This is a genomic window from Lysobacter sp. 5GHs7-4 (genome assembly GCF_021284765.1).
Classification (GTDB): domain Bacteria; phylum Pseudomonadota; class Gammaproteobacteria; order Xanthomonadales; family Xanthomonadaceae; genus Lysobacter.
This window is the reverse complement of record NZ_CP089924.1, coordinates 2,041,248-2,062,783: the sequence shown is the minus strand read 5'-3', so window position 1 is coordinate 2,062,783 and position 21,536 is coordinate 2,041,248. Positions and strand designations below refer to the sequence as shown.

Genomic DNA, 21,536 nt, shown 5'->3' with positions numbered 1-21,536 from the left:
ATCTCGCCCCACCCGCCCGCCACGCTCCGCCCAAAGAAAAAGCCCGCCGATGGCGGGCTTTTCCGTCGAACCGCGGCGGCCTGGGATCAGCGCGCCACCACCGGCCCGCGCACCGGCTCGGCCGGGGCGTTGCGCAGCGCGGCGATGCGCTCTTCCAGCGGCGGGTGGCTGCGCAGCAGCTTGGACAGGCCGTGGCCGACCGCGCCGCTGATGCCGAACGCCTGCACCTGCTTGGGCAGGGTGCTCTCGCCGTAGGTCTGGGCCAGACGCTCCAGCGCGCCGACCATCTTGTCGCGGCCGGCCAGACGCGCGCCGCCGGCGTCGGCGCGGAACTCGCGGTAACGCGAGAACCACATCGCGATCATGCTGGCGAACAGGCCGAACACCATGTCCAGCACGAATACGATCGCGTAGTAGCCCAGGCCCGGGCCGCCGTCGCGGTTGCCCGACAGATAACCGTCGATCACGCGGCCGACCAAGCGTGCCAGCACGATCACGAAGGTGTTCAGCACGCCCTGCACCAGCGCCATGGTCACCATGTCGCCGTTGGCGACGTGGCTGACCTCGTGCGCCAGCACCGCCTCGGCCTCGTCGCGGCTCATCGCGCGCAACAGCCCGGTCGACACCGCGACCAGCGCGTTGTTGCGGTTGGCGCCGGTGGCGAAGGCGTTGATCTCGGGTGCGTCGTAAATGGCGACTTCCGGCATGCCGATACCGGCCGCCTCGGCCTGACGGCGCACCGTGTTCACCAGCCACTGTTCGGCCTCGTTGCGCGGCTGTTCGATCACGTGCGCGCCGGTGCTGCGCTTGGCCATCCACTTGGACAGCAGCAAGGACACGAAGGAGCCGCCGAAACCGAACATCGCGGCCATGATCAGCAGGGCCCCGTTGTTGCCGACGGACACGCCCATCGACTGCAGCACCGCCAGCACGATGCTCACCAGGGCGAGGACGGCCATGTTGGTGGCCAGGAAAAGAGCGATGCGTTTGAACATGGTCGTGGGTGTGAACCGTACCCGCGCACCGTGCGCGGTCCATGGGAAAATGTGGCAGGCTCGCCGTGAATTCAAGTGAAACCGGCACGCCCGCGGCTTTGCATGAACGGTCGGTTTAACCGCCGCGCGCAAGGCCCACGCATTCGGGTTGGACGGTTGCGCCCTCCCTCCACTTCGCAGCCCCCAAAACCGCGCCCGACCGCAACGCCGTGCCCTCGCCCTCCGTCCCCAGCTACCGCGGCCGTTTCGCGCCCTCGCCCACCGGCGAGCTGCATTTCGGTTCGCTGCTGGCCGCGTTCGGCAGCTGGCTGCTGGCGCGCCATGCGCGCGGCACCTGGCTGGTACGCGTGGAAGACCTGGACCCGCCGCGCGAAATCGCCGGCGCCGCGCAACGCCAGCTGCGCACCCTGAGCGCCTTCGGCCTGGAGTCCGACGAAGCGGTGCTGCGCCAGAGCGAACGCGGCGACCGGTATCGCGCCGCGCTCGAACGCCTGCTCGCCCAGGGCCTGGCCTTTCCCTGCCACTGCAGCCGCAGCGACCTGGCCGCCGTGGGCGGCATCCATCGTCGCTGCGTGAGCGCGTCCGAACGGCTCGGGCGTGCACCGGCGATCCGCCTGCGCGTGGCCGACGGCAGCGTGGTGACGTTCCAGGACCGGATCCGCGGCGCGCAGTCGCAGGACGTCGCGCGCGAAGTCGGCGATGTGGTGCTGCGGCGCGCGGACGGTTACTGGGCGTATCAGCTGGCGGTGGTGGTGGACGACGCCGAGCAAGGCATCACCGACATCGTGCGCGGCGCCGACCTGCTCGACTCCACCCCGCGCCAGATCCTGCTGCAGCGCGCGCTGGGCCTGCCCACGCCGCGCTATGCGCACCTGCCGCTGGTGCTGGGCCGCGACGGCCGCAAGCTGTCCAAATCCGACGCCGCCCTGCCGGTCGATCCGCAGCGGCCGCTGCCCGCGCTGCGCGCGGCGTGGCGGGCGCTGGGCCAGGCGCCGGACGCGTTGGCGGGCGCGGCTTCGGTGCCGCTATTGCTCACCCGCGCACAGACCGAGTTCGATCCCGGTCGCATCGCGTCCACACCGACCGTTGCGCTCGCCGCGATGCACAACGGCGATTTCATAATTGCTGACTAGAATCGGCTCAGGGCCGCGCCGTTGCGGCCGTGGAGAGGAAGACATGCAGTCACGCGTCGCACTGGTCACCGGCGGTACCGGTGGCATCGGCACCTCGATCGTCCAACGCCTGGCCCAGATGGGCCATAAGGTCGCGACCAACTACCGCGACGAGGCCAAGGGACGCGCCTGGCAGGCGCAAATGAAAGGACTCGGCATCGACGTGGCGATCGCGCAGGGCGACGTGTCCTCCCCCGACGAGGCCGAAGCGCTGGTGCGCAACGTCGAAAGCCAGCTCGGCCCGGTCGACATCCTGGTCAACAACGCCGGCATCACCCGCGACTCGACCTTCCACCGCATGAGTCCGCAGCAGTGGACCGACGTGATCGGCACCAACCTCAACTCCTGCTTCAACGTCACCCGCCCGGTGATCGAGGGCATGCGCGAGCGCAAGTGGGGCCGGATCGTGCAGATCAGCTCGATCAACGGCCAGAAAGGCCAGTACGGCCAGGCCAACTACGCCGCCGCCAAGGCCGGCATGCACGGCTTCACGATTTCGCTGGCGCAGGAAAACGCGAAGTTCGGCATCACCGTCAACACGGTCTCGCCGGGCTACATCGCCACCGACATGGTGATGGCGGTGCCCGAGGACGTGCGCAACAAGATCGTCGCGCAGATCCCGACCGGCCGCCTCGGCAACCCCGACGAGATCGCCTACGCGGTCGGCTTCTTCATCCCCGACGAAGCCGGCTGGATCACCGGCGCCAACCTGTCCGCCAACGGCGGCCAGTACATGGGCTGGTAAGGCCTGCCGCCGCGCCCGCGGGCGCGGCCCCCACCGGCACGGGCGCGCCGCGCGCCCGGCCGGTCTCGCCGATCCGGCGGCCGCGGCGTCCTTATGCCGGCGCTGGCACATCGCTTCCACACCGCTCCACCCCTCCGTCCCGGCCCTCGGCCGGTCCGGGCACCTGCCTGTTGCAAGCCCCCTCGGGCTGCGCCATGCTGCAAGGCACCACGATTTTAGAGCCAAAGCTCCATGGCCTCGACCCGAGTCATCAAGAAGTACCCGAACCGCCGTCTCTACGACACCGAGATCTCCAGCTACATCACCATCGAAGACGTGCGCCAGCTGATCGTCGACGGCGAGGAATTCGAAGTGCGCGACGCCCGTTCGGGCGACGACCTGACCCGCCAGGTGCTGCTGCAGATCATCGCCGAGCACGAACAGGACGGCGAACCGGTGCTCTCGACCCAGCTGCTGAGCCAGATCATCCGTTTCTACGGCGACTCGCTGCAGGGCTTCATGGGCAACTACCTGGAACGCTCGATGCAGGTGTTCCTGGACCAGCAGGCGCAGTTCCGCAATCAGGTCGGCGGCATGCTCGGCCAGACCCCGTGGGCCATGATGAACCAGCTCACCGAGCGCAACCTGACGCTGTGGAAGGAATTCCAGCAGAACCTGTCCGGCAGCGTCGGCCAGAGTCCGGCCTCCGGCGCCGGCAAGCCCAAGGGCGACAGCAAGCGCGAGCGTTGAGCCGCGTATCGATCAGCGACCGCGACGGTACGCGCGCCACCGCGCGCGCGACCGCCGCGTGCGCGTAGCCGGCTGCGGCCGGCGCAGGGGGACATCCACATGAGCAAACGCATCGCCGTGGTCAGCGGCGGCATCGGCGGTCTCGGCAGCGAGATCTGCAAATCGCTGGCGCGCGCCGGCCGGCGCGTGATCGCGATCGACCTGGCCTCGCGCGAGGAACGCATTGCCGCCTTCCACGAGGAAGTGCGCGGCCTGGACGTGCGCTTCGAAGCCGCCAACGTCGCCGACTACGACGACTGCGCCGGCACCGTCGAACGCATCCGGCGCGAGGAAGGCGCGATCGACATCCTGGTCAACGCCGCCGGCATCACCCGCGACACCAGCCTGCGCAAGATGGACAAGCGGCAGTGGGACGAGGTGCTGGGCGTCAACCTGGACGGCGTGTTCAACCTCTGCCGCCACGCCGTGGACGGCATGGCCGACCGCGGCTTCGGCCGCATCGTCAACATCAGCTCGGTCAACGGCCAGACCGGCCAGTTCGGCCAGACCAACTACTCCGCCGCCAAGGCCGGCATGCACGGCTTCACCATGGCCCTGGCCCGCGAGGTCGCGCGCAAGGGCGTAACCGTGAACTCGGTGTCGCCCGGCTATTGCGAAACCGCGATGGTGCTGGCGGTGCCCGAAGACATCCGCGCCAAGATCGTCGACAGCGTCCCGGTCGGCCGCCTCGGCAAGCCCAGCGAAATCGCGCGCACGGTGGAATTCCTGACCGCCGACGACGCCGGCTTCATCACCGGCGCCAACATCCCGGTCAACGGCGGCTTGTTCATGAGCTTCTGAGCGCCTCGCTCACAGACGCGACAACGTAGCCCTTACCGCAGCCATCGCCGCTGCGGTCGCACCCCAGTCGCGCAGCCGTTGCCGTTTGCCGTTTGCCGTTGCCGTTGCCGTTGCCGTTGCCGTTGCCGTTGCCGTTGCCGTTGCCGTTGCCGTTGCCGTTGCCGTTGCCGTTGCCGTTGCCGTTGAGTTTGCTCCGGCATTGGAATCCAAAAGCTACGCACTCACGCGAACAACCGTAGACCCGAAGGGCGGCGCGCAGGACGCGCGCCGTTTTTCGATAAGACAGGGATGTCTTATCGAAAAATCCCGGCGCAAGCTCCGAAGCCACACGGGAGCTCTGGGCTCAAGCCCTTCTCTTTGGTTACTTTCTCTTGGGCTAGCAAGAGAAAGTAACCCGCATGCGCAGCAGGCGGAAGCCTTTGACCTTCGGTCAGAAGAAGCAGAAACAACAGCAAGAGCAAATCCTCCCCAACCCTCCTTTGCCAAAGGAGGGAGCTAAGAGCGCGACGTCGGAGTTTGGAGGCAATCGGACCCGGATAGACGCGGTCGCCGGGATTCGCGGTCGCGGCTCACGCCGCTCCTACCCCAAGGCAGAGGCGGCGCGCCTCACTTCAACGGCGGCTGCCCCTGACAGTACTTCTGGTAGTACGCCTCCGCCTGCGGCATCAGCGACTGCAACACCTGGATGCGATTGGCCGGATCCGGGTGCGTGGACGCGAACTCCGGCGGTCGCTGCCCCCCGCCCAACTGCTCCATCCGCTGCCACAGCGGAATCGCCTGACGCGGGTCGTAGCACGCCGCCGCCGCCAACATCAGCCCGACCTGATCGGCCTGAGTCTCGTGATTGCGCCCGTACGGCAGCACGAAACCGTACTGCGCGCCCGCACCCAAGGCCCCCATCACCGCCTGCTGCTGTTGCGGGTCCATGCCGCCCAGCGCCACGCCGGCGGCCATCTGCCCCATCTGCACCAGCTTCTGCTGCGCCATGCGCTGCGAACCGTGGCGCAGCAGCGCGTGCGCGATCTCGTGGCCCATCACCACCGCCAGCGCGCTCTCGTTCTCCGCGATCGGCAGCAGACCGGTATAGACCGCCATCTTGCCGCCGGGCAGGCAGAACGCGTTGGCTTCCTTGGAATTGATGACCGCCACGTCCCACTTGAAGCCCTGGTAGTCGGTCGGCGCCTGCTGCTGATGCTGCGCGGCCAGATCGGCGGTGACCTGCGGCACGCGGTTGATCAGGCGCTGCGCGATTTCGCGCACCTGCTGGCTGACCTGGTTGTCGGCCGGCACCAGCGCGCCCTGTTGCCTGGCGTCGCCCAGCACCTGGTCGAACGCCTGCGCCCCCAGTTGCACTTCCTCGTCGGCGCTGGCGCCGTAATGCGCCTGCTCGCCGGTGTAGGGATCGGTCTGGGCGCTGCCGAACCAGGACCAGGCGGCGTAACCGGCGAACAGGATCAGGATCCACCAGCGGATGCCGCCGAAGCCGCGACGCTGGCCGCCCTGACGCTGTTGCGCGTTACCGAAGGGGTCGATCCTCATCTGCTTGCCTCCGTCCTGCCTGCTGCCGTCTGGCGCCCATCGTGTCAGATATCGCGCACCACGCGAAAGCCGATGCGCGCGCCGGTGGTGTCGGCATCGAAGCCCTGGCGCCAGGCCGAGCGCGTTTGCGCCGGCGAGCTGGCCCAGGAGCCGCCGCGCAGCACCCGCGTGCGGCAGCCCGGGTTGACCCAGGCCTCACCGTTGCGCGGCGCGCGCCGGTAGCTGTCGTGCCAGCAGTCGCCGACCCATTCGCTGACGTTGCCGGCGACATCGTGCAGGCCGAAGGCATTGGCCCGGTAGCGGCCGACCGGCGCCGGCCCCCAGGCGTTATCGCCATAGCCGGCGAAGGCGTTGTTCCAGCGCCGCCCGCTGGGCGAGACGTCCATCGCGCCGGTCAGGTTGCCGACCCGGGTCAACGGCGCGCCCTGGCCCCAGGGGTAGGTCTGCCCGCTGCCGGCGCGCAGCATGTATTCGAACTCGGCCTCGCTGGGCAGGCGGTAGTGGTGGCCGGTCTGCTTGGACAGCCAGGCCGCGTAGGCCATCGCGTCCTTGGCGCTGACGTGCACCACCGGCAAGTTGTCGGCCGCCGGCGCACCGGCGTAGTCGGACTGCCAGTCGACGTTGCCGCGCCGCACCAGGTTGCCGCTGCGCTCGTCGTAGGCGGTGGAATAGCCGCGGCGGCTGGCGCGCGCGCGGTGCTTGGTCGCGTTCATGAAGCGCCGGAACTCGCCCACCGTGATCTCGGTGCGCGACACCGCCAGCCCGCGGTCGAAACGGATGTTGCGGGTCGGCCGCTCGGCGTCGCTGGAATCGGCCTCGGTCGCCTCCGCGCCCATGCGGAACGCGCCGTGCGGGATCACCACCATCGCCGGCCCGCGCCCACCGCTGCTCATGACTTCGGTGAAGACCTGGCCGGGGCGGAACAGCCCGTAATGGGTGGCCAGCTCGATCCGCTCGCGCAGCTCGACCGCGGCCGGATCGCCGGCCGGCGCGATCCGCAGCAGATTGGCCAGCAGCACGCGCGCCTCCTCGATGCCGCGCTCGCGGCTCAGCGCGGCCAGGCCCAGGTCGCGCAACCGCCCCACGCGCGCGGCGCGCTGGGTGGCGATGCGGCCCTGCGCGTCGGTGGCGGTGCTCATCGTCGGCCGTACCTGCGCCGCGAGCGCCAGCCAGCGCTCGGCGCCAGCGTAGTCGTCGCGGTCGGCGGCGATTTCGGCACGGCGGATCAGCGCGCTTTCGGCCGCGGCCACGCCCTGGCTGGCGCGCACGTCGCCGGCGCGCAGTTCCAGGGCCTCGCGGAAATACGCCAGCGCCCCGCCCTTGCCGTCCTCGCCGATGCGGCCGGCGTTGAGCTCGCCCTCGCCCAGGCGATTGGCCTCCTGGGCCTGATCGGCGCGATCCACGCGCTGCAAGTAGGCGGCGACCTTCTTGTTGCCCGGCGCGACCGCGCGCGCGACCGCCGCGGCCTCGTGCGCGCCGCGCAGGCGCAGCGGATCGTCGTCGATCTCGGCCAGGGCCTGGTCGCCCTGCACGATCAACATCGCCAGCGCGCGCTCCAGGCCGGCGGCAACCTTGGCGTCGTTGGGCGCGTAGGCCAGCAGCGCGTAATACAGCGGGATCGCCGATTCGGCGTCGGCATACAGCTCGCCGGCCGTCAGCGCGGCGTCGGCGCGGGTCTTGAGGGCCTTGGCGTTGGCCTCGTCCACCGCGATCGCGGGCGGCCGCCAGGCCGGCACCGGCGACACCGCCTGGTCGGCGCTGATGGTCACGATCGGCGTGCGGCCGGCGGCCGGGTTCGGCGTCGCAGGCGCCGCCGGATCGCGCGTACAGCCCGCGACCAGCACCGCCACCGCCAAACCTGCCCATACCAGTGCGCGCAAACGTCCTCCGCGGCTCTATCAGCGATCCGAACGGACCGGGCCGGGTCGGCGCCGACGGCGCGGGCCCGGACCGGGCGAAAGTAGGCTATTGTCGCCCGCCGCGGCAACTTCGTCGCGTCGGCGTCGCCACGCCGTCCCGCACACGTTCAGATCACCATGCCCATTTGGATCACCCAGCCTGCCGCGTTGCAGGAACATTTCGCCGCCAAGCCCACGCGCATCGGCCTGGACACCGAGTTCATCCGCGAGCGCACCTACTGGCCGCAGCTGGCGCTGGTGCAGATCGCCGTCGGCGACGAGATCCTGCTGGTCGATCCGCTCAAGCCCGGCATCAACGAGGCGCTGGCGCCGATCCTGGCCGATACCTCGATCCTCAAGATCATGCACAGCCCCAGCGAAGACCTGGTCGCCTTCATGCATGCCTGCAAGGTCGTGCCCAAGCCCCTGTTCGACACCCAGCAGGCGGCCGCGCTGGCCGGCATCGGCGGCGGACTGGGTTATCAGAAGCTGGTCGAACAGCTGACCGGCGTGACCCTGGCCAAAGGCGAAACGCGCTCGGACTGGCTGCGCCGTCCCTTGTCGCCGTCGCAACTGGAATACGCCGCCGACGACGTACGCCATCTGTTTGCCATGCACGACGCGCTGGACGGGCAGCTCGGCCAGCTCGGCCGCCGCGAATGGCTGACCGAAGACGCCCAGCGCACCATCCACAACGCCGAACACGAAGGCCTGGAACCCTGGCCGCACCTGAGCATGCGCAGCGCCCAATTCCTCGACCGCAACGCCCAGCGCCGCCTGCTGCGCCTGCTGCGCTGGCGCGACGCCTACGCGCGCGAGCACGACCGTCCGCGCAGCTGGATCCTGGATAACGAACTCGCCGTCGCGATCGCGCGCAGCAACCCGGCCGATCGCGACCTGCTGCAAGCGCAGCTCGACGCCCACCCGAAAGCCCCGCGCAAGCTCGGCGACGCCGTGTGGACCGCGCTGAGCACGCCGCTGGCCGACGAAGACCGCGCCCCCGACGCCTCGGTCGGCGAAACCCGCGACAAACAACGCCTGCGCAAATTGCAGGACGCCGTCGCCGCGCGCAGCGCCGAACTCGGCCTGCCCGACGGCGTACTCGCCTCGCGCCGTTGGCTGGAATCCCTGCTCGACCACGGCGACTGGCCCGACGCCCTCTCCGGCTGGCGCCGCGCCGCGCTGGAACCCGGCCTGGCGCCGCTGCTGGCCGCGCAGGACTAGCGCCTCCGGCCCCGGGCCGCTACACTTTTGCGCACGTGGGGCGGTAGCTCAGCTGGGAGAGCGTCGCGTTCGCAATGCGAAGGTCGGGAGTTCGATCCTCCTCCGCTCCACCATTCATCCAGCCGGGACAGCGTCTTGCACGAGCAGTGCGAGGCGCTGTTTTGCTTTGTGCGGTAGTGTTTTGCCGCAAGCTCCCGCCAATGGGCTCATCGGGCTTCAGGCTGCCATGCAGGATCCATCGACACTGGGTTGTGCGCTGAGTATCGCCGGCCTTGCCGGCATTGGCCTCTTACCGCTGCGTACCTGGCAGGCGCACAAGCTGTTTGCCGCTCGCTTGCCTTGGCGCTCTTCGATTCCTATCAAGCTGCTTTGGCTCGTGATGGGCGCAGGCGCCGGGCTCGCCGTGGCCCTCGATATTTACGTCGCCGCCGGCGCGCTCCGAAGTCTCATTGTGCCCAGCGATTCTGTCGGCTGGCTACCGCTTGCGATTCTGGGCATGGTTTATCTAGGCTTCGAAGCGCTGGTTGCTGTTGTGCTAACCGTGTCCCGCAGGTTGGCCATTCGGTACACAGCTTGATCATTCAAACCGAACCCATTGCATGGATCGGCATGCGCGGCAAGGCCAAGACGCCTGCCGATCGACGGTGCGGTCGCCGCATTCAACGAAGGAACGCGACGCATGCTCAAGCTCTACGGCTTTTCCAAGGTCAACGCCGGCGCGCGCGGTCACACCCGCGATCTGCGCGTGCTGTGGGCGTTGGAGGAACTGCAGCTGCCGTTCGAGCTGATCGGCCTAGACCACCCGGCGCACGAGCTGAATTCCGACGCCTACCGCCAGGTCAGCCCGTTCGAACAGATCCCGGTGATCGACGACGACGGCGTGGTGCTGTCCGAATCGGCCGCCATCGTGATGTACCTGGCGAAGAAAGCCGGGCGCCTGATTCCGGCCGATCCGGTCGGGCAGGCGCAGGTGCTGCGCTGGTGTTTCGCAGCGATGAGCTCGATCGAGCTGCCGTTGATGGCGCTGATGGTGCACGACTGGACCGCGAACGGCAGCGACCCCAAGCCACGCCAGTTCCTGGTGGACTGGGTGCATCTGCGCATGGGCCATCTGGAGCGTTGGTTCGCCGATCGCGAGTACGTCGCCACCGACGACTTCAGCGCGGCCGATCTGCTGATGGCGCATGTGTTGCATTCGGGCGTGAAGGACACGAGCTTGATCGCGCCCTACCCGGGCGTGATCGCGTACCGCGATCGCTGCCTGGCGCGGCCGGCATGGCAGCGGACCATCGCGGCGTATTGCGAGCGGGTAGAGGCGGGATAAACCGGCAGGTGCGGCCCTGACGCGGTAGCATCCGCAGGCTCTGATCTGCGGCGCGCCCTGCCCTCATGCAGGCGCCCGCGACCACCGCCGTTTGATTCCACCGACCCCACCTCCCTGCCGATGACGAGCGACGCGCGCGCATGAGCCAGGACCCCGCCAACGCCACCCATTTGCGCGACCTCGCGCGTCTGCGCCGCGTGCGCGACCGCATCGACCGCGAGTACGCGCAGCCGCTGGACGTGGAGGCGCTGGCGCGCGGCGTGCACATGTCGGGCGGGCACCTGAGCCGCGAGTTCCGCGCGGCCTACGGCGAGTCGCCCTACAGCTATCTGATGACGCGGCGCATCGAGCGCGCGATGGCGCTGCTGCGCGGCGGGCAGATGAGCGTGACCGAGGTCTGTTTCGCGGTCGGCTGCTCGTCGCTGGGCACCTTCAGCACGCGTTTCAGCGAGCTGGTCGGGATGTCGCCCAGCGCGTACCGACGCGAAGCCGCGGGCGCGACCGAGGGCATGCCGTCGTGCGTGGCCAAGCAGGTCACGAGACCGATCAGGAATCGAGAAGCGCCGCCTTCCGACCCGGAGCTAGCATGACCGCACTTGCCCAAACCCAAGGAACGTCATGAACCTCAGCATCCATTCCAGCTTTCTCGCCCACACCGATCCGGAGGCCTCGCTGGCCTTCTACCGCGACGCCCTGGGCTTCGAGGTCCGCAAGGACGTCGGCTACAAGGGCATGCGCTGGATCACGGTCGGTCCCGTCGGCCAGCCTGACACCTCGATCGTGCTGTACCCGCCCGGCGCCACGCCCGGCGTGACCGAGGACGAGCAGCGCGTGATCGCCGAGATGATGGCCAAGGGCACCTACGCGATGATCATCCTGGCCAGCCCGGACCTGGATGCCACCTTCGACCGCCTGCAGGCCAGCGGCGCGGAGGTGATCCACGAACCGACCGAACAGCCTTACGGCGTGCGCGACTGCGCGTTCCGCGATCCGGCCGGCAACCACGTCCGCATCAACGAGCTGCGCTGACGCTGCCGCGTTCGCCCCGATGTCCGTTCCGTCCCGGGTCGCGGCCGCTCGCGCCGCGGCCTTGGACGCTCATCGTTCAAGGAGCCGTGCATGAATTCGTGGATACGTCGCTTTCACCGTTGGGTCTCGGCGATCTTCACCCTGTCGGTGATCGCGACCTTCATCGCCCTGCAGCAGAAGGAACCGCTGCTGTGGATGTCCTACGTGCCGTTGGCGCCGCTGGCGCTGCTGGCGATCACCGGCCTGTATCTGTTCGCGCTGCCGTACGCGAACAAATGGCGCGGCAGCGCGAGCGCGCAGCGCGCTTCGTCGTAGCCAGCGCCCGCTCGCTGCGCCGCATGCCCACCCGGATGCGGTGGCCTGGCCGTGACGGCCGTGCGCCGACTACTCTGCGCATCCGCCTTCGACTGTTCGCCCCAGACGCGCACGCGCCCCCCACACGGATAGCCCGATGAGCAAAGTCACGAAGAAGTCCGCGCCCGCCTCCGCGCCGCACGCCGCCGACCGGCGCGATCTGATCCGCGTGCAGGGCGCGCGCGTGAACAACCTCAAGGACATCAGCGTCGAACTGCCCAAGCGCCGGCTGACGGTGTTCACCGGCGTGTCCGGCTCGGGCAAGAGTTCGCTGGTGTTCGACACCATCGCCGCCGAGTCGCAGCGGCTGATCAACGAGACCTACAGCGCCTTCGTGCAGGGCTTCATGCCGACCCTGGCGCGGCCCGAGGTCGACGTGCTCGACGGCCTGACCACGGCGATCATCGTCGACCAGCAACGCCTGGGCGCCGACCCGCGCTCCACCGTGGGCACCGCCACCGATGCCAACGCGATGCTACGCATCCTGTTCAGCCGCCTGGGCAAGCCGCATATCGGCTCGCCCAGCGCCTACGCCTTCAACGTCCCGTCGGTGCGCGCCGCCGGCGCGATCACGGTCGAGCGCGGCGCGCGCACCAAGACGGTGAAGGAAAGCTTCCACCGTCTGGGCGGCATGTGCCCGCGCTGCGAGGGCCGCGGCAACGTCACCGACATCGATCTGAGCCAGCTCTACGACGAGAACAAGTCGCTCAACGAAGGCGCGCTGCGCATTCCTGGCTACAGCATGGAAGGCTGGTACGGCCGCATCTTCCGCGGCTGCGGCTATTTCGACCCCGACAAACCGATCAAGAAATTCAGCAAGAAGGAACTGCACGACCTGCTGCACAAGGAAGCGACCAAGATCAAGGTCGACGGCATCAACCTGACCTACGCCGGCCTGATCCCGACCATCCAGAAGTCGTTCCTGTCCAAGGACGTGGATGCGCTGCAGCCGCATATCCGCGCGTTCGTCGAGCGCGCGATGACGTTCACGACATGCCCGGACTGCGACGGCACACGCCTGAGCGAAGCGGCGCGTTCGTCCAAGATCAAGAAGCTCAGCATCGCCGACGCCTGCGCGATGCAGATCAGCGACCTGGCCGACTGGGTGAGCGCGCTGGACGAACCCAGCGTCGCCCCGCTGCTGGCGGCGCTGCGCCACAGCCTGGACTCGTTCGTGGAGATCGGCCTGGGCTACCTCTCGCTGGACCGGCCCTCGGGCACGCTGTCGGGCGGCGAGGCGCAGCGGGTGAAGATGATCCGCCATCTCGGCTCGGCCTTGACCGACGTCACCTACGTGTTCGACGAGCCGACCATCGGCCTGCATCCGCACGACATCCAGCGCATGAACGAGTTGCTGCTGCGCCTGCGCGACAAGGGCAACACCGTGCTGGTGGTGGAGCACAAGCCCGAAGCGATCGCGATCGCCGATCACGTCGTCGACCTCGGCCCCGGCGCGGGCGCGGCTGGCGGCGAGGTGGTGTACGAGGGCTCGCTGGACGGGCTGCGCGGCAGCGGCACGCTGACCGGCAAACACCTGGACGACCGCATCCAGCTGAAGGCCTCGCCACGCAAGCCCACCGGCGCGCTGAAAGTGTGCGGCGCCAAGACTCACAACCTGCGCAACGTCGACGTCGATATCCCGCTGGGCGTGCTGACGGTGGTGACCGGCGTGGCCGGCTCCGGCAAGAGTTCGCTGATCCACGGCTCGGTGGCGCCGCGCGAGGGCGTGGTGGCGATCGACCAGAGCGCGATCCGCGGTTCGCGGCGCAGCAATCCGGCCACCTACACCGATCTGCTGGAGCCGATCCGCAAGGCCTTCGCCAAGGAAAACGGGGTCAAGCCGGCTTTGTTCAGCGCCAACTCCGAGGGCGCCTGCCCCACCTGCAACGGCGCCGGCGTGATCTACACCGACCTGGCGATGATGGCCGGCGTCGCCAGCACCTGCGAGGACTGCGACGGCAAGCGCTTCGACGCCTCGGTGCTGAAGTACCGCTACGGCGGCCGCGACATCAGCCAGGTGCTGGCGATGTCGGTGGCGCAGGCTCAGGCCTTCTTCGGTCCCGGCAAGACCCACCTGCCCGCCGCGCAGGTCATTCTCGATCGTCTGGCCGATGTCGGCCTGGGCTACATCAGTTTGGGTCAGCCGCTGACGACCTTGTCCGGCGGCGAGCGCCAGCGCCTCAAGCTGGCCAGCCACCTGGGCGAAAAAGGCGATATCTACGTGCTGGACGAGCCCACCACCGGCCTGCATCTGGCCGACGTGGCGCAGTTGCTGGGCCTGCTCGACCGTCTGGTCGCGGCCGGCAAATCGGTGATCGTGATCGAACACCATCAGGCGGTGATGGCGCATGCGGACTGGATCATCGATCTGGGACCGGGCGCGGGCCACGACGGCGGCCAGGTGGTGTTCGAGGGCACGCCCGCCGAGCTCGTCAAAGCCAGCGCTACGCTCACCGGTCGGCATCTGGCGAGCTACGTAGGTGGGCGCGGCAAGGCCGCGCGCAAGGGCTGACCGCCGCGCGTTCGCGTGGTCCGGCGGTCGCAATCGTTGAGCGCAGCGTGGCATCGGGAGCCAGGAAGACGCAGCGGCGTGCGCTGTCCTCAGCTCGAATCGCAGGTCGAAAACCGCCGCGCAGGCAGCGTCGCCATGCACAGTCCCTATGCCGTTTGATGACGGCCTATGAGCGCCCGAATGTGGGATGCGACGCGGCTTTACGCCCAGGATTACGTGACAGAATCCGGCGGTTTGGGGAGCCGCGAGCGCGCGGCGTGAGGGCAAGGCCGCATGACTGACACCACGCGTCGTCGCCTGTTCGTCGGATTGGCCGCCACCGCCGCGGCGTTGGCGGCCACGCCCTGGCTGTTCCAGCGCCGGCGCCAGCACGACCACGCCATGAACCCGGCGGCGCCGGAGCGGTCTGCGGGACCCGGCCTGCCCAACGCGCAACCGTTCCAGACGCCGTTGCGCCTGCCCGGGCGCGAAGGACTGTTCGCGGAAGTGGCCCTGTCCGCACCGCTGGCCTTGAGCGCGCGCGCGGCGTCGTTCCCGATTTTCGCCGGCAAGCCCACCGATGTCTGGCACTACGCCGGCCATGCGAACGGACACGCCGTCGCCAATCCGCTGCTGCGCGCGTCGGCGGGCGACACGGTCGAGGTCGCGCTGAGCAACCGATTGGCCGAAGCCACCACGATCCATTGGCACGGCCTGAGCATCGACGAGGCCAACGACGGCAGCGGCCTGCATCCGGTGGCCGCCGGCGGCAGCGCGCGCTATCGCTACCGCATCGACAATCGCGCCGGGCTCTACTGGTATCACGCCCATCCGCACGAGCGCACCGGCCTGCAATTGCAGCGCGGCCTGGCCGGTCTGCTGCGCATCGAGGATCCGGAGGAGCGCGCGCTGGGCGAGCGCCTGGGCCTGCGCTGGGGCGAACGCGACCTGCCGCTGTTCATCGCCGACAAGCAGGTCGATGCCGACAACGGCATCGTCTACCGCATCGGCGCGGACGACTGGATCGGCAACCGCGTGCTGGTGAACTGGACGCCCGAACCGTTCCTGGAAGTGTTGCCGGCGCTGTACCGCCTGCGCCTGGTCAACGGCTGCAATGCGCGCATGCTGCGGATCGCGTTCGAGCACGAAGGCCGCACGCTGCCGTTCAAGCTGATCGGCACCGACGGCGGGCTGCTGGCCCAGGCCTGGACCATGGACGACGTGTTTCTGGCGCCGGCGCAGCGCATCGACGTGCTGTTCGATTTCGGCGCGCTGCCGGCCGCCGCGCGCGTGCTGCTGCGCAGCCAGGAATACGTGGCGATGGAGAACGAGGACGAGTCCGGCGCCTTCGCGCCCGATCCCATGGCCGATCATCCGGGTGCCGCGCCGATGGGCGAGGCGCTGGATCTGATGCAGTTCTGCGTCGCCGCCTGCAGCGATTCGGAACGGCGTCGGGCCCAGGCGGGTTCCGGCGTGCTGCCGGCGGTGCTGAGCGCGCTGCCGCCGCCGCCCGACACCACGGCCTGGCCGGTGCGGCCGCTGCGACTGCGCATGGACCAGGAAGGCACCTGGTTCATCAACGACTGGAACTATCACCAGGTCGGTCACGCGCCGGTGTTCAGCGTCAAACGCGGCAGCCGTGAGGTCTGGGAAATCCGCAACAACATGACCAGCATGCCGCACCCGATCCATGTGCATGGATTTCAGTTTCGCGTGGTCTCGCGCAGCATCAGCCCGCCCGACGTGCGCAGCCGCAAGGTCACGCCGCAAGGCCTGGGACCGCAGGATCTGGGGCTCAACGACACCGTGGTGGTGTGGCCGGGCGAGATCGTGCGCATCGCGATCGATTTCTCCCAGCCTTACCGCGGCACGCAACGCTACATGCTCCATTGCCACAATCTGGAACACGAGGACATGGGCATGATGGTCAGCTTCGCCGTCGAGGATTGAAGGCGGCGCGCCCTGCCCTGCGTGAACTTTCATCTAGGAGATACGAAGCCATGAACCGTGCCGCGCATGCCTGCCTGTTCGCGCTGCTGCCCGTCGCCCTGATCGCCTGCCAGCCCAAGGGCGGCCACGAGGCCGCGCCGCAGGACGCCGCCGCGCCGCGCCTGGACAGCGCCCGCGCCAAGACCAGCTACATGGTCGGCCTGGACCTGGCCAAGCAGATCGCGCCGGTGCGCGAGGAAGTCGACATCGACACCGTGGTGGCCGCCTTGCGCGCCGCGCACGCCGGCCGCAAGCCGCAACTGGACGAGGCCCAACTCACGCAGATCCGCCAGGACTTCGTGCGCCAGCTGCAGGACAAGCGCCAGGGCGAGCAGACCGCGCTGGCCAAGAAGAATCTCGAGCGCGGCAGCAAGTTCTTAGCCGAGAACGGCGCCAAAGCGGGCATCGCCACCACCGCCTCGGGCCTGCAGTACCAGGTGCTGCGCAAGGCCGACGGCCCCCGGCCTGCGGCCGATGCGACGGTGCGGGTGAACTACATCGGCTCGGTGCTGGACGGCAAGGCGTTCGAGAACACCTACGCGATCGACCACCCGTCGGAGTTCCCGCTCAACCAAGTCATGCCCGGCCTGCGCGAGGGCCTGATGTTGATGCCCAAGGGCGGCAAGTACCGGTTCTGGATTCCGGCCGCGCAGGGTTACGGCGAGGTTGGCATTCCCGGTCAGGTCGAACCCAACGCGACCCTGGTGTTCGAGGTCGAGTTGTTGGAGATCGCCGGCTGAGCGCATCGCGCCGCGGCGGGTCGCCGCGGCCGACGCAGCACCATCGCCTCAGTCTTCCGCGGCCGCCGGCGCGGTGAGCGGCAGGCGCTGGCCGTCCATGGTGCCGCGGCTCAGGCGGTCGTTCTCGACCAGCAGCAGCTCGCCGGACTCGCCGTTCTTGATGCTGCTGTCGACCGAGATCACCGCGCCGCCGAAATAGAAACCGACCGCCTTCATCGAGGTGTGGCCGACGACGATGCGGCGGACGCCGCTCTTGCGCAGGACCGCGTCCACACGCGCCTGATCCAGGCTGGGATCGGTGAAGTAGCCGCGGTACCAGATCGGGCTGGTCTTGCCGTTGTAGAGCCCGTTCAAGATCGGGTCTTGCGACCACACCGCCTTGGGCGTACCCAGCGAGGCGCGGTAACGCGCGTTGGCGTCGCCGCGCGTGAGGCCCAGCGCCAGGTAGTCCTCGGCGATGCCGCCGTGCACGAACAGCAGATCGTCGATCTGCGCCATCACCGGCTTGCTGCGCAGCCAGCGCCCCAGCACGGTGTCGGGTCCGTAGAGCTCGGGATAGGACGCGCCCAGCAGGCCAGCGTTGGCTTGGTAGCCCGGGTTGACGTAACGCAGGTCGTTGGCCAGCACCATGATTTCGTGATTGCCCAGCAGCAGGTGCACGCCGCCGCCGGCCTTACGCGCCTGACGTTCCAACTGGTACAGCAACCACAGCGCCTGGTTCACCTGTGGGCCGCGGTCGAACACGTCGCCGACGATCACCAGATGGCCATTGCCGTAGCGCCAATTCAGCTTGCGATCGACGATGCCGTTGGCGCGCAGCAGCTGCACCATCACGCCGTACTGGCCATGCACGTCCGACAACGCGGCAATCCGCTTCACGCCACGCACCGGCGCGGCCGCGCCCGCATCCGGCATTGCCGGCGCCTCGACCTGGATCGCGCGCATATAGCCGCACTGCGGCGCCACCGTCACCGGCCAGCGCGGCGCCGGTATCTCGCGCTGCACGACCTGGCCGCCGCAGACCCAGCGTGCGATCACGCGCTGCGGTTCGTAGCGCAGATAGGGGCCGTCGTCCATGGGCGCCGCGGTCTTCGCCGCCGCGGTCGTCGGCGCCGCTGCGGCGCGCGTTTGGCCGTCGCCGGCTTGCGCATGCGCGAGGCCCGCGCACAGCAACAGCAGCAGGCCCAGGGTTCGAGGCGAACGATGGTTCATTGCGGATCTTCCTGTCTGTACCACACGACGACGAGTGCTTCGCTCGCCGCAACGCGCGTTCGCGCGAGCGAAGGACGGAGCCCGGCGAACCGGGCCCGGTCGCATGGTCACGACCTTACCTGAAGCGGTACTCGAACTGCAGCGCCAGTTCGCGCCCGATCGGGCTGTAGGCGTCGTAGAAGTACGGGAAGCTGCCGTTGGTCTCGTCGTCCGGGTGCAGGTTGTTGAACAGGTTGTTGACGTAGAACTTGAGTGCGGCGCGGTCGGTGATCTGCTTGCCGACGTTGGCGTTCCAGATGAAGTGCACGCCGGTGCGCCCCACCCCGCCGGCCTTGGGCAGGCTGCCGTAGCGGGTCATGAACAGGCTCGACGACCAGTCGCCGCGACGCCAGCTGGCGCCGGCGCGCACGCGGCTGCGGAAGTCCAGATTGGTGGGATCGTCGCGCCAGTCGCGGTCGACCGTGTCGGTGGCGAACACCTGCTGCTCCGACTTGAGCGTGTGCGACCAGTTCAGATCGAAGCGGTAGTCGCCGAAGCGCGCGGTCTTGAGCCGCCAGTTGATGCCGGCGTCGATGCCGGCGACGCGGCGGTAGGACTGATTGATCGGCGCCGAGCGGATCTCCGCCACCCGGTCGATGCTCTCGCTGCCTTCCGGACGACGCGTCACCAGCGCGGTGACGGCCTGGCAGTAGCCCGAGCCCGGTGCGAACTGGAACGGTTGGCCGTTGAGCGTCTTGCCGGTGCGGCAACCGGCCTCGCCGGCCAGGATGCCGCCGATGCTCAGCCGCTCGATCGCGCCGTTGAGTTCGATATTCCAGTAGTCGGCGGTGATCGACACGTCGTCGAACACGTCCCAGACCAGGCCCGCGCTCCAGGACTTGCCGGTTTCCTCTTCGAGATTGGGATCGCCCTCGCTGAGGCTGAACATGTTGTAGCTGTAACCCGAGCAACCGGGGTTGGCGCCGGCGGCGATGCAACGCCATTGGTCGACATTGCTGCCGAAGCTGCCGCTGCCTTCGCTGAACACCCAATGCAGATCGGGCGCCTTGAAGCTGGTGGCGTAGGCACCGCGCAGCAGCAGCGACTCGGTCGGGCGCCATTCGATGCCGGCGTTCCAGGTGCGGGCGTCGTCGACGGCGGTGATGTCGTCGTACTTGTCGAAGCGTCCGGCCAGGCTGGCCTTGAGCGTGCGCGTGATCGGCACGCTGAATTCGACACCGGCCGCATAGCGGTCGCGTTCCCCGCCGCCGTTGGTGCCGGTGAGGTTGTACAGCTGGACCACGCCGGGCTGCACGCGCGGATCGCTGGACAGGTCGTAGCCTTGCTTGCTGGCTTCGACCACGCCGGCCACGCCCAGCGGACCGGCCGGCAGCTCGAACAGATCGCCGGTGACCACGAAGCTGCCGGTGCTCACCCAGGACTCGGCCTCGTAGCGCGCCAGGGTCGAGATCGAGGCGTACTCGTCGGGCGTGAGCGGGCGGTACCAGCGCTCCAGGTTGAGGCGATGGATCGGCACACCGTTCGGACGGGTGCCGATCTGCGGTCCGAAGAAGAACTCGTTGACGCGATTGCCGACCATGCGCCGGCGCGTGCGCTCGAAGTAGTAATCCGCGCGGCTGAGCGTGGCGTCCCAGTCCCAGCGTTCGCCGAAGGTGCCGCGCAAGCCGACCGCGACGTCCAGCGAACGCTCCTTGTAGTGCTGATTCATGTTCTCGACGCCGCCCAGATCGACCGGCGTGAGCAAGCGCGTGGGCGCGATCACGGCGTTGAACTGCGGGTCGTAGAAATCGCCGCGGCGGCCGACGCCGTCGGTGTGCGGGCCGGTGATGCTTTCGAAACCGCCCAGCGATTCGACCTTGGACCGCCAGGCCTGCACCGACGCCCAGCCCTGCAGGCCGTCGCTGAAATCCCAGGTGCCGAACACGTAGCCGGCCAGCTCGTCCTTGCCCTTGCTCAGATGCTGGTAATGCGCGTCGTTCCAGGTGCCGCAGGCATCGCCCAGGCTCTGCACGTTGCCTGAGCTGATGCGCTTGTAGGTGTGGCGCACGAACTCGCCGCCCCAGCGCTCGCAGGTGCCGGCCGGTGGCGCGATCAGCGGACTGGAGCTGCTGGTGCTGCCGCGACGGATGCGCAGGCCGGCGTCGGGCTGCACGCCCAGGCGCGGGTCGACCACCGGATTGGAGCGCAGGTCCCAGTCGTCGCGCTGGAAACCGTACAGCAGCTCCTGGTTGTAGTACTGGAACGCGTAGGTCAGGCCCCAGTTCTCGCCGGTGCGGCCGCCGGTCCACTGCAGATCGACGCGGTCGCGCCCGCCCATCGAACTGGTGCCGGTACGCAGCTTGACCTCGTCGCCCTCGTAGTTGCGCTTGAGCACCACGTTGACCACGCCCGACACGGCGTCGGCGCCGTAGATCGCCGAGGCGCCGCCGGCCAGGATTTCGATGCGGTCGACCGCGCCGGAGGGAATGTTGCCGAAGTTCTGGAAGTTGCTGCGGCCTTCGTACGGAAACGGATAGTCGGCGGCGCGGCGTCCGTCGATCAGCAGCAGCGAGCGCCCGGGGCCGAGACCGCGCAGGTTGAGCGGATGGGCGTTGGCGGAGAAGCCGCCGGACAGTTCGGTCTCGACCGCACCGCTGGCCATGACCAGGGTCTCCAGCGCCTCGAACACGGTGGCGTGGCCCTCGCGTTCGAGCTGCTCGGCGCTGATCACGGTGATCGGCGACGGGCCTTCGATTTCGGCGCGCTTGATGCGCGAGCCGGTGACCTGGATCGAGGCCAGTTCGGTCGGCTCAGGTTCGGACGCGGCCTGCGCCGACGGCGCTGGGCTGGGCTTTTGCCGCGGACGCGGCGCGGCCGGCGCGGCGATGATGGTGATCACGCCGCTGGGCGTGATGCGATAGCTCAGCCCGCTGCCCACGAGCAGGCGCTCCAGCGCTTCGGGCAGGGTGTAGCGGCCCGACAGCGCCGGCGCGGTGCGATTGCGCACCAGCTCCGGCGGCACCAGCATCTGCGCGTCCCCCGACGCGGCGAGCTGGTTGAGCGCCGCGCCCAACGGCTGGGCCGGCAACGCGTAGTCGTGCGCGGCGCCGCGCGCTTGCGCTTGTACGTGCTGCGAACCCAGACAGGCCGACAAACCCAACGCGAGGCTCAGCGCCACGCTCAACGGATGCCGCGCACGACCCGGCTTCGCTCCCCTTGAAACAGTTCCCATTGAAACCTTCCCCCGGCTGACGATGGAGCCGTCCCTGACTGGCG

The 21,536-nt window shown here is 68.8% G+C and carries 19 protein-coding genes and 1 tRNA gene; 14 read left to right on the top strand and 6 right to left on the bottom strand.

Going from position 1 to position 21,536, the window contains the following annotated elements; translation table 11 throughout:
* Positions 1–86: 86 nt before the first annotated feature.
* Positions 87–995, bottom strand: coding sequence for a protease HtpX (gene htpX, locus LVB77_RS09300; protein ID WP_232909844.1), 909 nt, complete (start codon positions 993–995; stop codon positions 87–89).
* Between the two features lie 209 nt (positions 996–1,204).
* Between htpX and gluQRS the strand changes: the two genes are divergently transcribed.
* The 4 genes from gluQRS to phbB (LVB77_RS09280) all read left to right on the top strand — a co-directional run bounded on the left by gluQRS (position 1,205) and on the right by phbB (LVB77_RS09280) (position 4,481).
* Positions 1,205–2,128 (top strand): tRNA glutamyl-Q(34) synthetase GluQRS, encoded by a 924-nt coding sequence (gene gluQRS, locus LVB77_RS09295; protein WP_232909843.1) that lies wholly within the window; start codon positions 1,205–1,207, stop codon positions 2,126–2,128.
* 43 nt (positions 2,129–2,171) lie between these two features.
* The gene (gene phbB, locus LVB77_RS09290) at positions 2,172–2,912 is read left to right on the top strand and encodes an acetoacetyl-CoA reductase (RefSeq protein WP_232909842.1); all 741 of its coding nucleotides are present in this window, start codon (positions 2,172–2,174) and stop codon (positions 2,910–2,912) included.
* A 231-nt stretch (positions 2,913–3,143) separates the two neighbouring features.
* Positions 3,144–3,641, top strand: a complete 498-nt coding sequence (phaR, locus tag LVB77_RS09285) for a polyhydroxyalkanoate synthesis repressor PhaR (RefSeq protein WP_232909841.1) — start codon at positions 3,144–3,146, stop codon at positions 3,639–3,641.
* Between the two features lie 99 nt (positions 3,642–3,740).
* A complete protein-coding gene (phbB, locus tag LVB77_RS09280) occupies positions 3,741–4,481 on the top strand; it encodes an acetoacetyl-CoA reductase (protein WP_232909840.1) in 741 nt (246 codons plus the stop codon).
* Here the strand turns inward: phbB (LVB77_RS09280) and LVB77_RS09275 are convergent.
* The 3 genes from LVB77_RS09275 to LVB77_RS09265 form a co-directional block, all read right to left on the bottom strand.
* Positions 4,468–4,809 (bottom strand): hypothetical protein, encoded by a 342-nt coding sequence (locus LVB77_RS09275; RefSeq protein ID WP_232909839.1) that lies wholly within the window; start codon positions 4,807–4,809, stop codon positions 4,468–4,470. The two genes, phbB (LVB77_RS09280) and LVB77_RS09275, sit on opposite strands and share 14 nt — an antisense overlap.
* 278 nt (positions 4,810–5,087) lie before the next feature.
* On the bottom strand, positions 5,088–6,020 hold the full coding sequence (locus tag LVB77_RS09270) for a M48 family metallopeptidase (RefSeq protein ID WP_232909838.1): 933 nt from the start codon (positions 6,018–6,020) through the stop codon (positions 5,088–5,090).
* 44 nt (positions 6,021–6,064) lie between these two features.
* On the bottom strand, positions 6,065–7,900 hold the full coding sequence (locus tag LVB77_RS09265) for a formylglycine-generating enzyme family protein (RefSeq protein WP_232909837.1): 1,836 nt from the start codon (positions 7,898–7,900) through the stop codon (positions 6,065–6,067).
* Positions 7,901–8,056: 156 nt separating this feature from the next.
* Between LVB77_RS09265 and rnd the strand changes: the two genes are divergently transcribed.
* From rnd to LVB77_RS09215, 10 genes are all read left to right on the top strand, one after another.
* Positions 8,057–9,142, top strand: a complete 1,086-nt coding sequence (gene rnd, locus LVB77_RS09260; RefSeq protein ID WP_232909836.1) for a ribonuclease D — start codon at positions 8,057–8,059, stop codon at positions 9,140–9,142.
* A 37-nt stretch (positions 9,143–9,179) separates the two neighbouring features.
* Positions 9,180–9,255: transfer RNA gene (locus LVB77_RS09255), tRNA-Ala, on the top strand.
* 113 nt (positions 9,256–9,368) lie between these two features.
* The gene (locus LVB77_RS09250) at positions 9,369–9,719 is read left to right on the top strand and encodes a hypothetical protein (RefSeq protein WP_232909835.1); all 351 of its coding nucleotides are present in this window, start codon (positions 9,369–9,371) and stop codon (positions 9,717–9,719) included.
* A 102-nt stretch (positions 9,720–9,821) separates the two neighbouring features.
* Positions 9,822–10,466 (top strand): glutathione S-transferase family protein, encoded by a 645-nt coding sequence (locus tag LVB77_RS09245; RefSeq protein ID WP_232909834.1) that lies wholly within the window; start codon positions 9,822–9,824, stop codon positions 10,464–10,466.
* 140 nt (positions 10,467–10,606) lie between these two features.
* Positions 10,607–11,056 (top strand): helix-turn-helix transcriptional regulator, encoded by a 450-nt coding sequence (locus LVB77_RS09240; protein WP_232909833.1) that lies wholly within the window; start codon positions 10,607–10,609, stop codon positions 11,054–11,056.
* A gap of 28 nt (positions 11,057–11,084) precedes the next feature.
* A complete protein-coding gene (locus LVB77_RS09235) occupies positions 11,085–11,495 on the top strand; it encodes a VOC family protein (protein WP_232909832.1) in 411 nt (136 codons plus the stop codon).
* A gap of 90 nt (positions 11,496–11,585) precedes the next feature.
* Positions 11,586–11,810, top strand: a complete 225-nt coding sequence (locus tag LVB77_RS09230; protein WP_232909831.1) for a hypothetical protein — start codon at positions 11,586–11,588, stop codon at positions 11,808–11,810.
* A gap of 136 nt (positions 11,811–11,946) precedes the next feature.
* Complete coding sequence (locus tag LVB77_RS09225) at positions 11,947–14,361, top strand: excinuclease ABC subunit UvrA (RefSeq protein ID WP_232909830.1); 2,415 nt, start codon at positions 11,947–11,949, stop codon at positions 14,359–14,361.
* A 273-nt stretch (positions 14,362–14,634) separates the two neighbouring features.
* Complete coding sequence (locus tag LVB77_RS09220; protein ID WP_232909829.1) at positions 14,635–16,290, top strand: multicopper oxidase domain-containing protein; 1,656 nt, start codon at positions 14,635–14,637, stop codon at positions 16,288–16,290.
* Between the two features lie 50 nt (positions 16,291–16,340).
* Positions 16,341–17,069, top strand: coding sequence for an FKBP-type peptidyl-prolyl cis-trans isomerase (locus tag LVB77_RS09215; RefSeq protein ID WP_232909828.1), 729 nt, complete (start codon positions 16,341–16,343; stop codon positions 17,067–17,069).
* 48 nt (positions 17,070–17,117) lie between these two features.
* Here LVB77_RS09215 and LVB77_RS09210 read toward each other — a convergent pair whose 3' ends face one another.
* Positions 17,118–18,281 (bottom strand): metallophosphoesterase, encoded by a 1,164-nt coding sequence (locus LVB77_RS09210; RefSeq protein WP_232909827.1) that lies wholly within the window; start codon positions 18,279–18,281, stop codon positions 17,118–17,120.
* A gap of 115 nt (positions 18,282–18,396) precedes the next feature.
* Positions 18,397–21,438, bottom strand: coding sequence for a TonB-dependent receptor (locus tag LVB77_RS09205; RefSeq protein WP_232910228.1), 3,042 nt, complete (start codon positions 21,436–21,438; stop codon positions 18,397–18,399).
* Between the last annotated feature and the right edge of the window lie 98 nt (positions 21,439–21,536).

Excerpts from the sequence above, each read along its gene's own strand:
- htpX (WP_232909844.1), bottom strand. The coding sequence starts at position 995 with ATGTTCAAACGCATCGCTCTTTTCCTGGCCACCAACATGGCCGTCCTC.
- phbB (WP_232909842.1), top strand. The coding sequence starts at position 2,172 with ATGCAGTCACGCGTCGCACTGGTCACCGGCGGTACCGGTGGCATCGGC.
- phaR (WP_232909841.1), top strand. The coding sequence starts at position 3,144 with ATGGCCTCGACCCGAGTCATCAAGAAGTACCCGAACCGCCGTCTCTAC.
- phbB (WP_232909840.1), top strand. The coding sequence starts at position 3,741 with ATGAGCAAACGCATCGCCGTGGTCAGCGGCGGCATCGGCGGTCTCGGC.
- LVB77_RS09270 (WP_232909838.1), bottom strand. The coding sequence starts at position 6,020 with ATGAGGATCGACCCCTTCGGTAACGCGCAACAGCGTCAGGGCGGCCAG.
- rnd (WP_232909836.1), top strand. The coding sequence starts at position 8,057 with ATGCCCATTTGGATCACCCAGCCTGCCGCGTTGCAGGAACATTTCGCC.
- LVB77_RS09250 (WP_232909835.1), top strand. The coding sequence starts at position 9,369 with ATGCAGGATCCATCGACACTGGGTTGTGCGCTGAGTATCGCCGGCCTT.
- LVB77_RS09245 (WP_232909834.1), top strand. The coding sequence starts at position 9,822 with ATGCTCAAGCTCTACGGCTTTTCCAAGGTCAACGCCGGCGCGCGCGGT.
- LVB77_RS09240 (WP_232909833.1), top strand. The coding sequence starts at position 10,607 with ATGAGCCAGGACCCCGCCAACGCCACCCATTTGCGCGACCTCGCGCGT.
- LVB77_RS09235 (WP_232909832.1), top strand. The coding sequence starts at position 11,085 with ATGAACCTCAGCATCCATTCCAGCTTTCTCGCCCACACCGATCCGGAG.
- LVB77_RS09230 (WP_232909831.1), top strand. The coding sequence starts at position 11,586 with ATGAATTCGTGGATACGTCGCTTTCACCGTTGGGTCTCGGCGATCTTC.
- LVB77_RS09225 (WP_232909830.1), top strand. The coding sequence starts at position 11,947 with ATGAGCAAAGTCACGAAGAAGTCCGCGCCCGCCTCCGCGCCGCACGCC.
- LVB77_RS09220 (WP_232909829.1), top strand. The coding sequence starts at position 14,635 with ATGACTGACACCACGCGTCGTCGCCTGTTCGTCGGATTGGCCGCCACC.
- LVB77_RS09215 (WP_232909828.1), top strand. The coding sequence starts at position 16,341 with ATGAACCGTGCCGCGCATGCCTGCCTGTTCGCGCTGCTGCCCGTCGCC.
- LVB77_RS09210 (WP_232909827.1), bottom strand. The coding sequence starts at position 18,281 with ATGAACCATCGTTCGCCTCGAACCCTGGGCCTGCTGCTGTTGCTGTGC.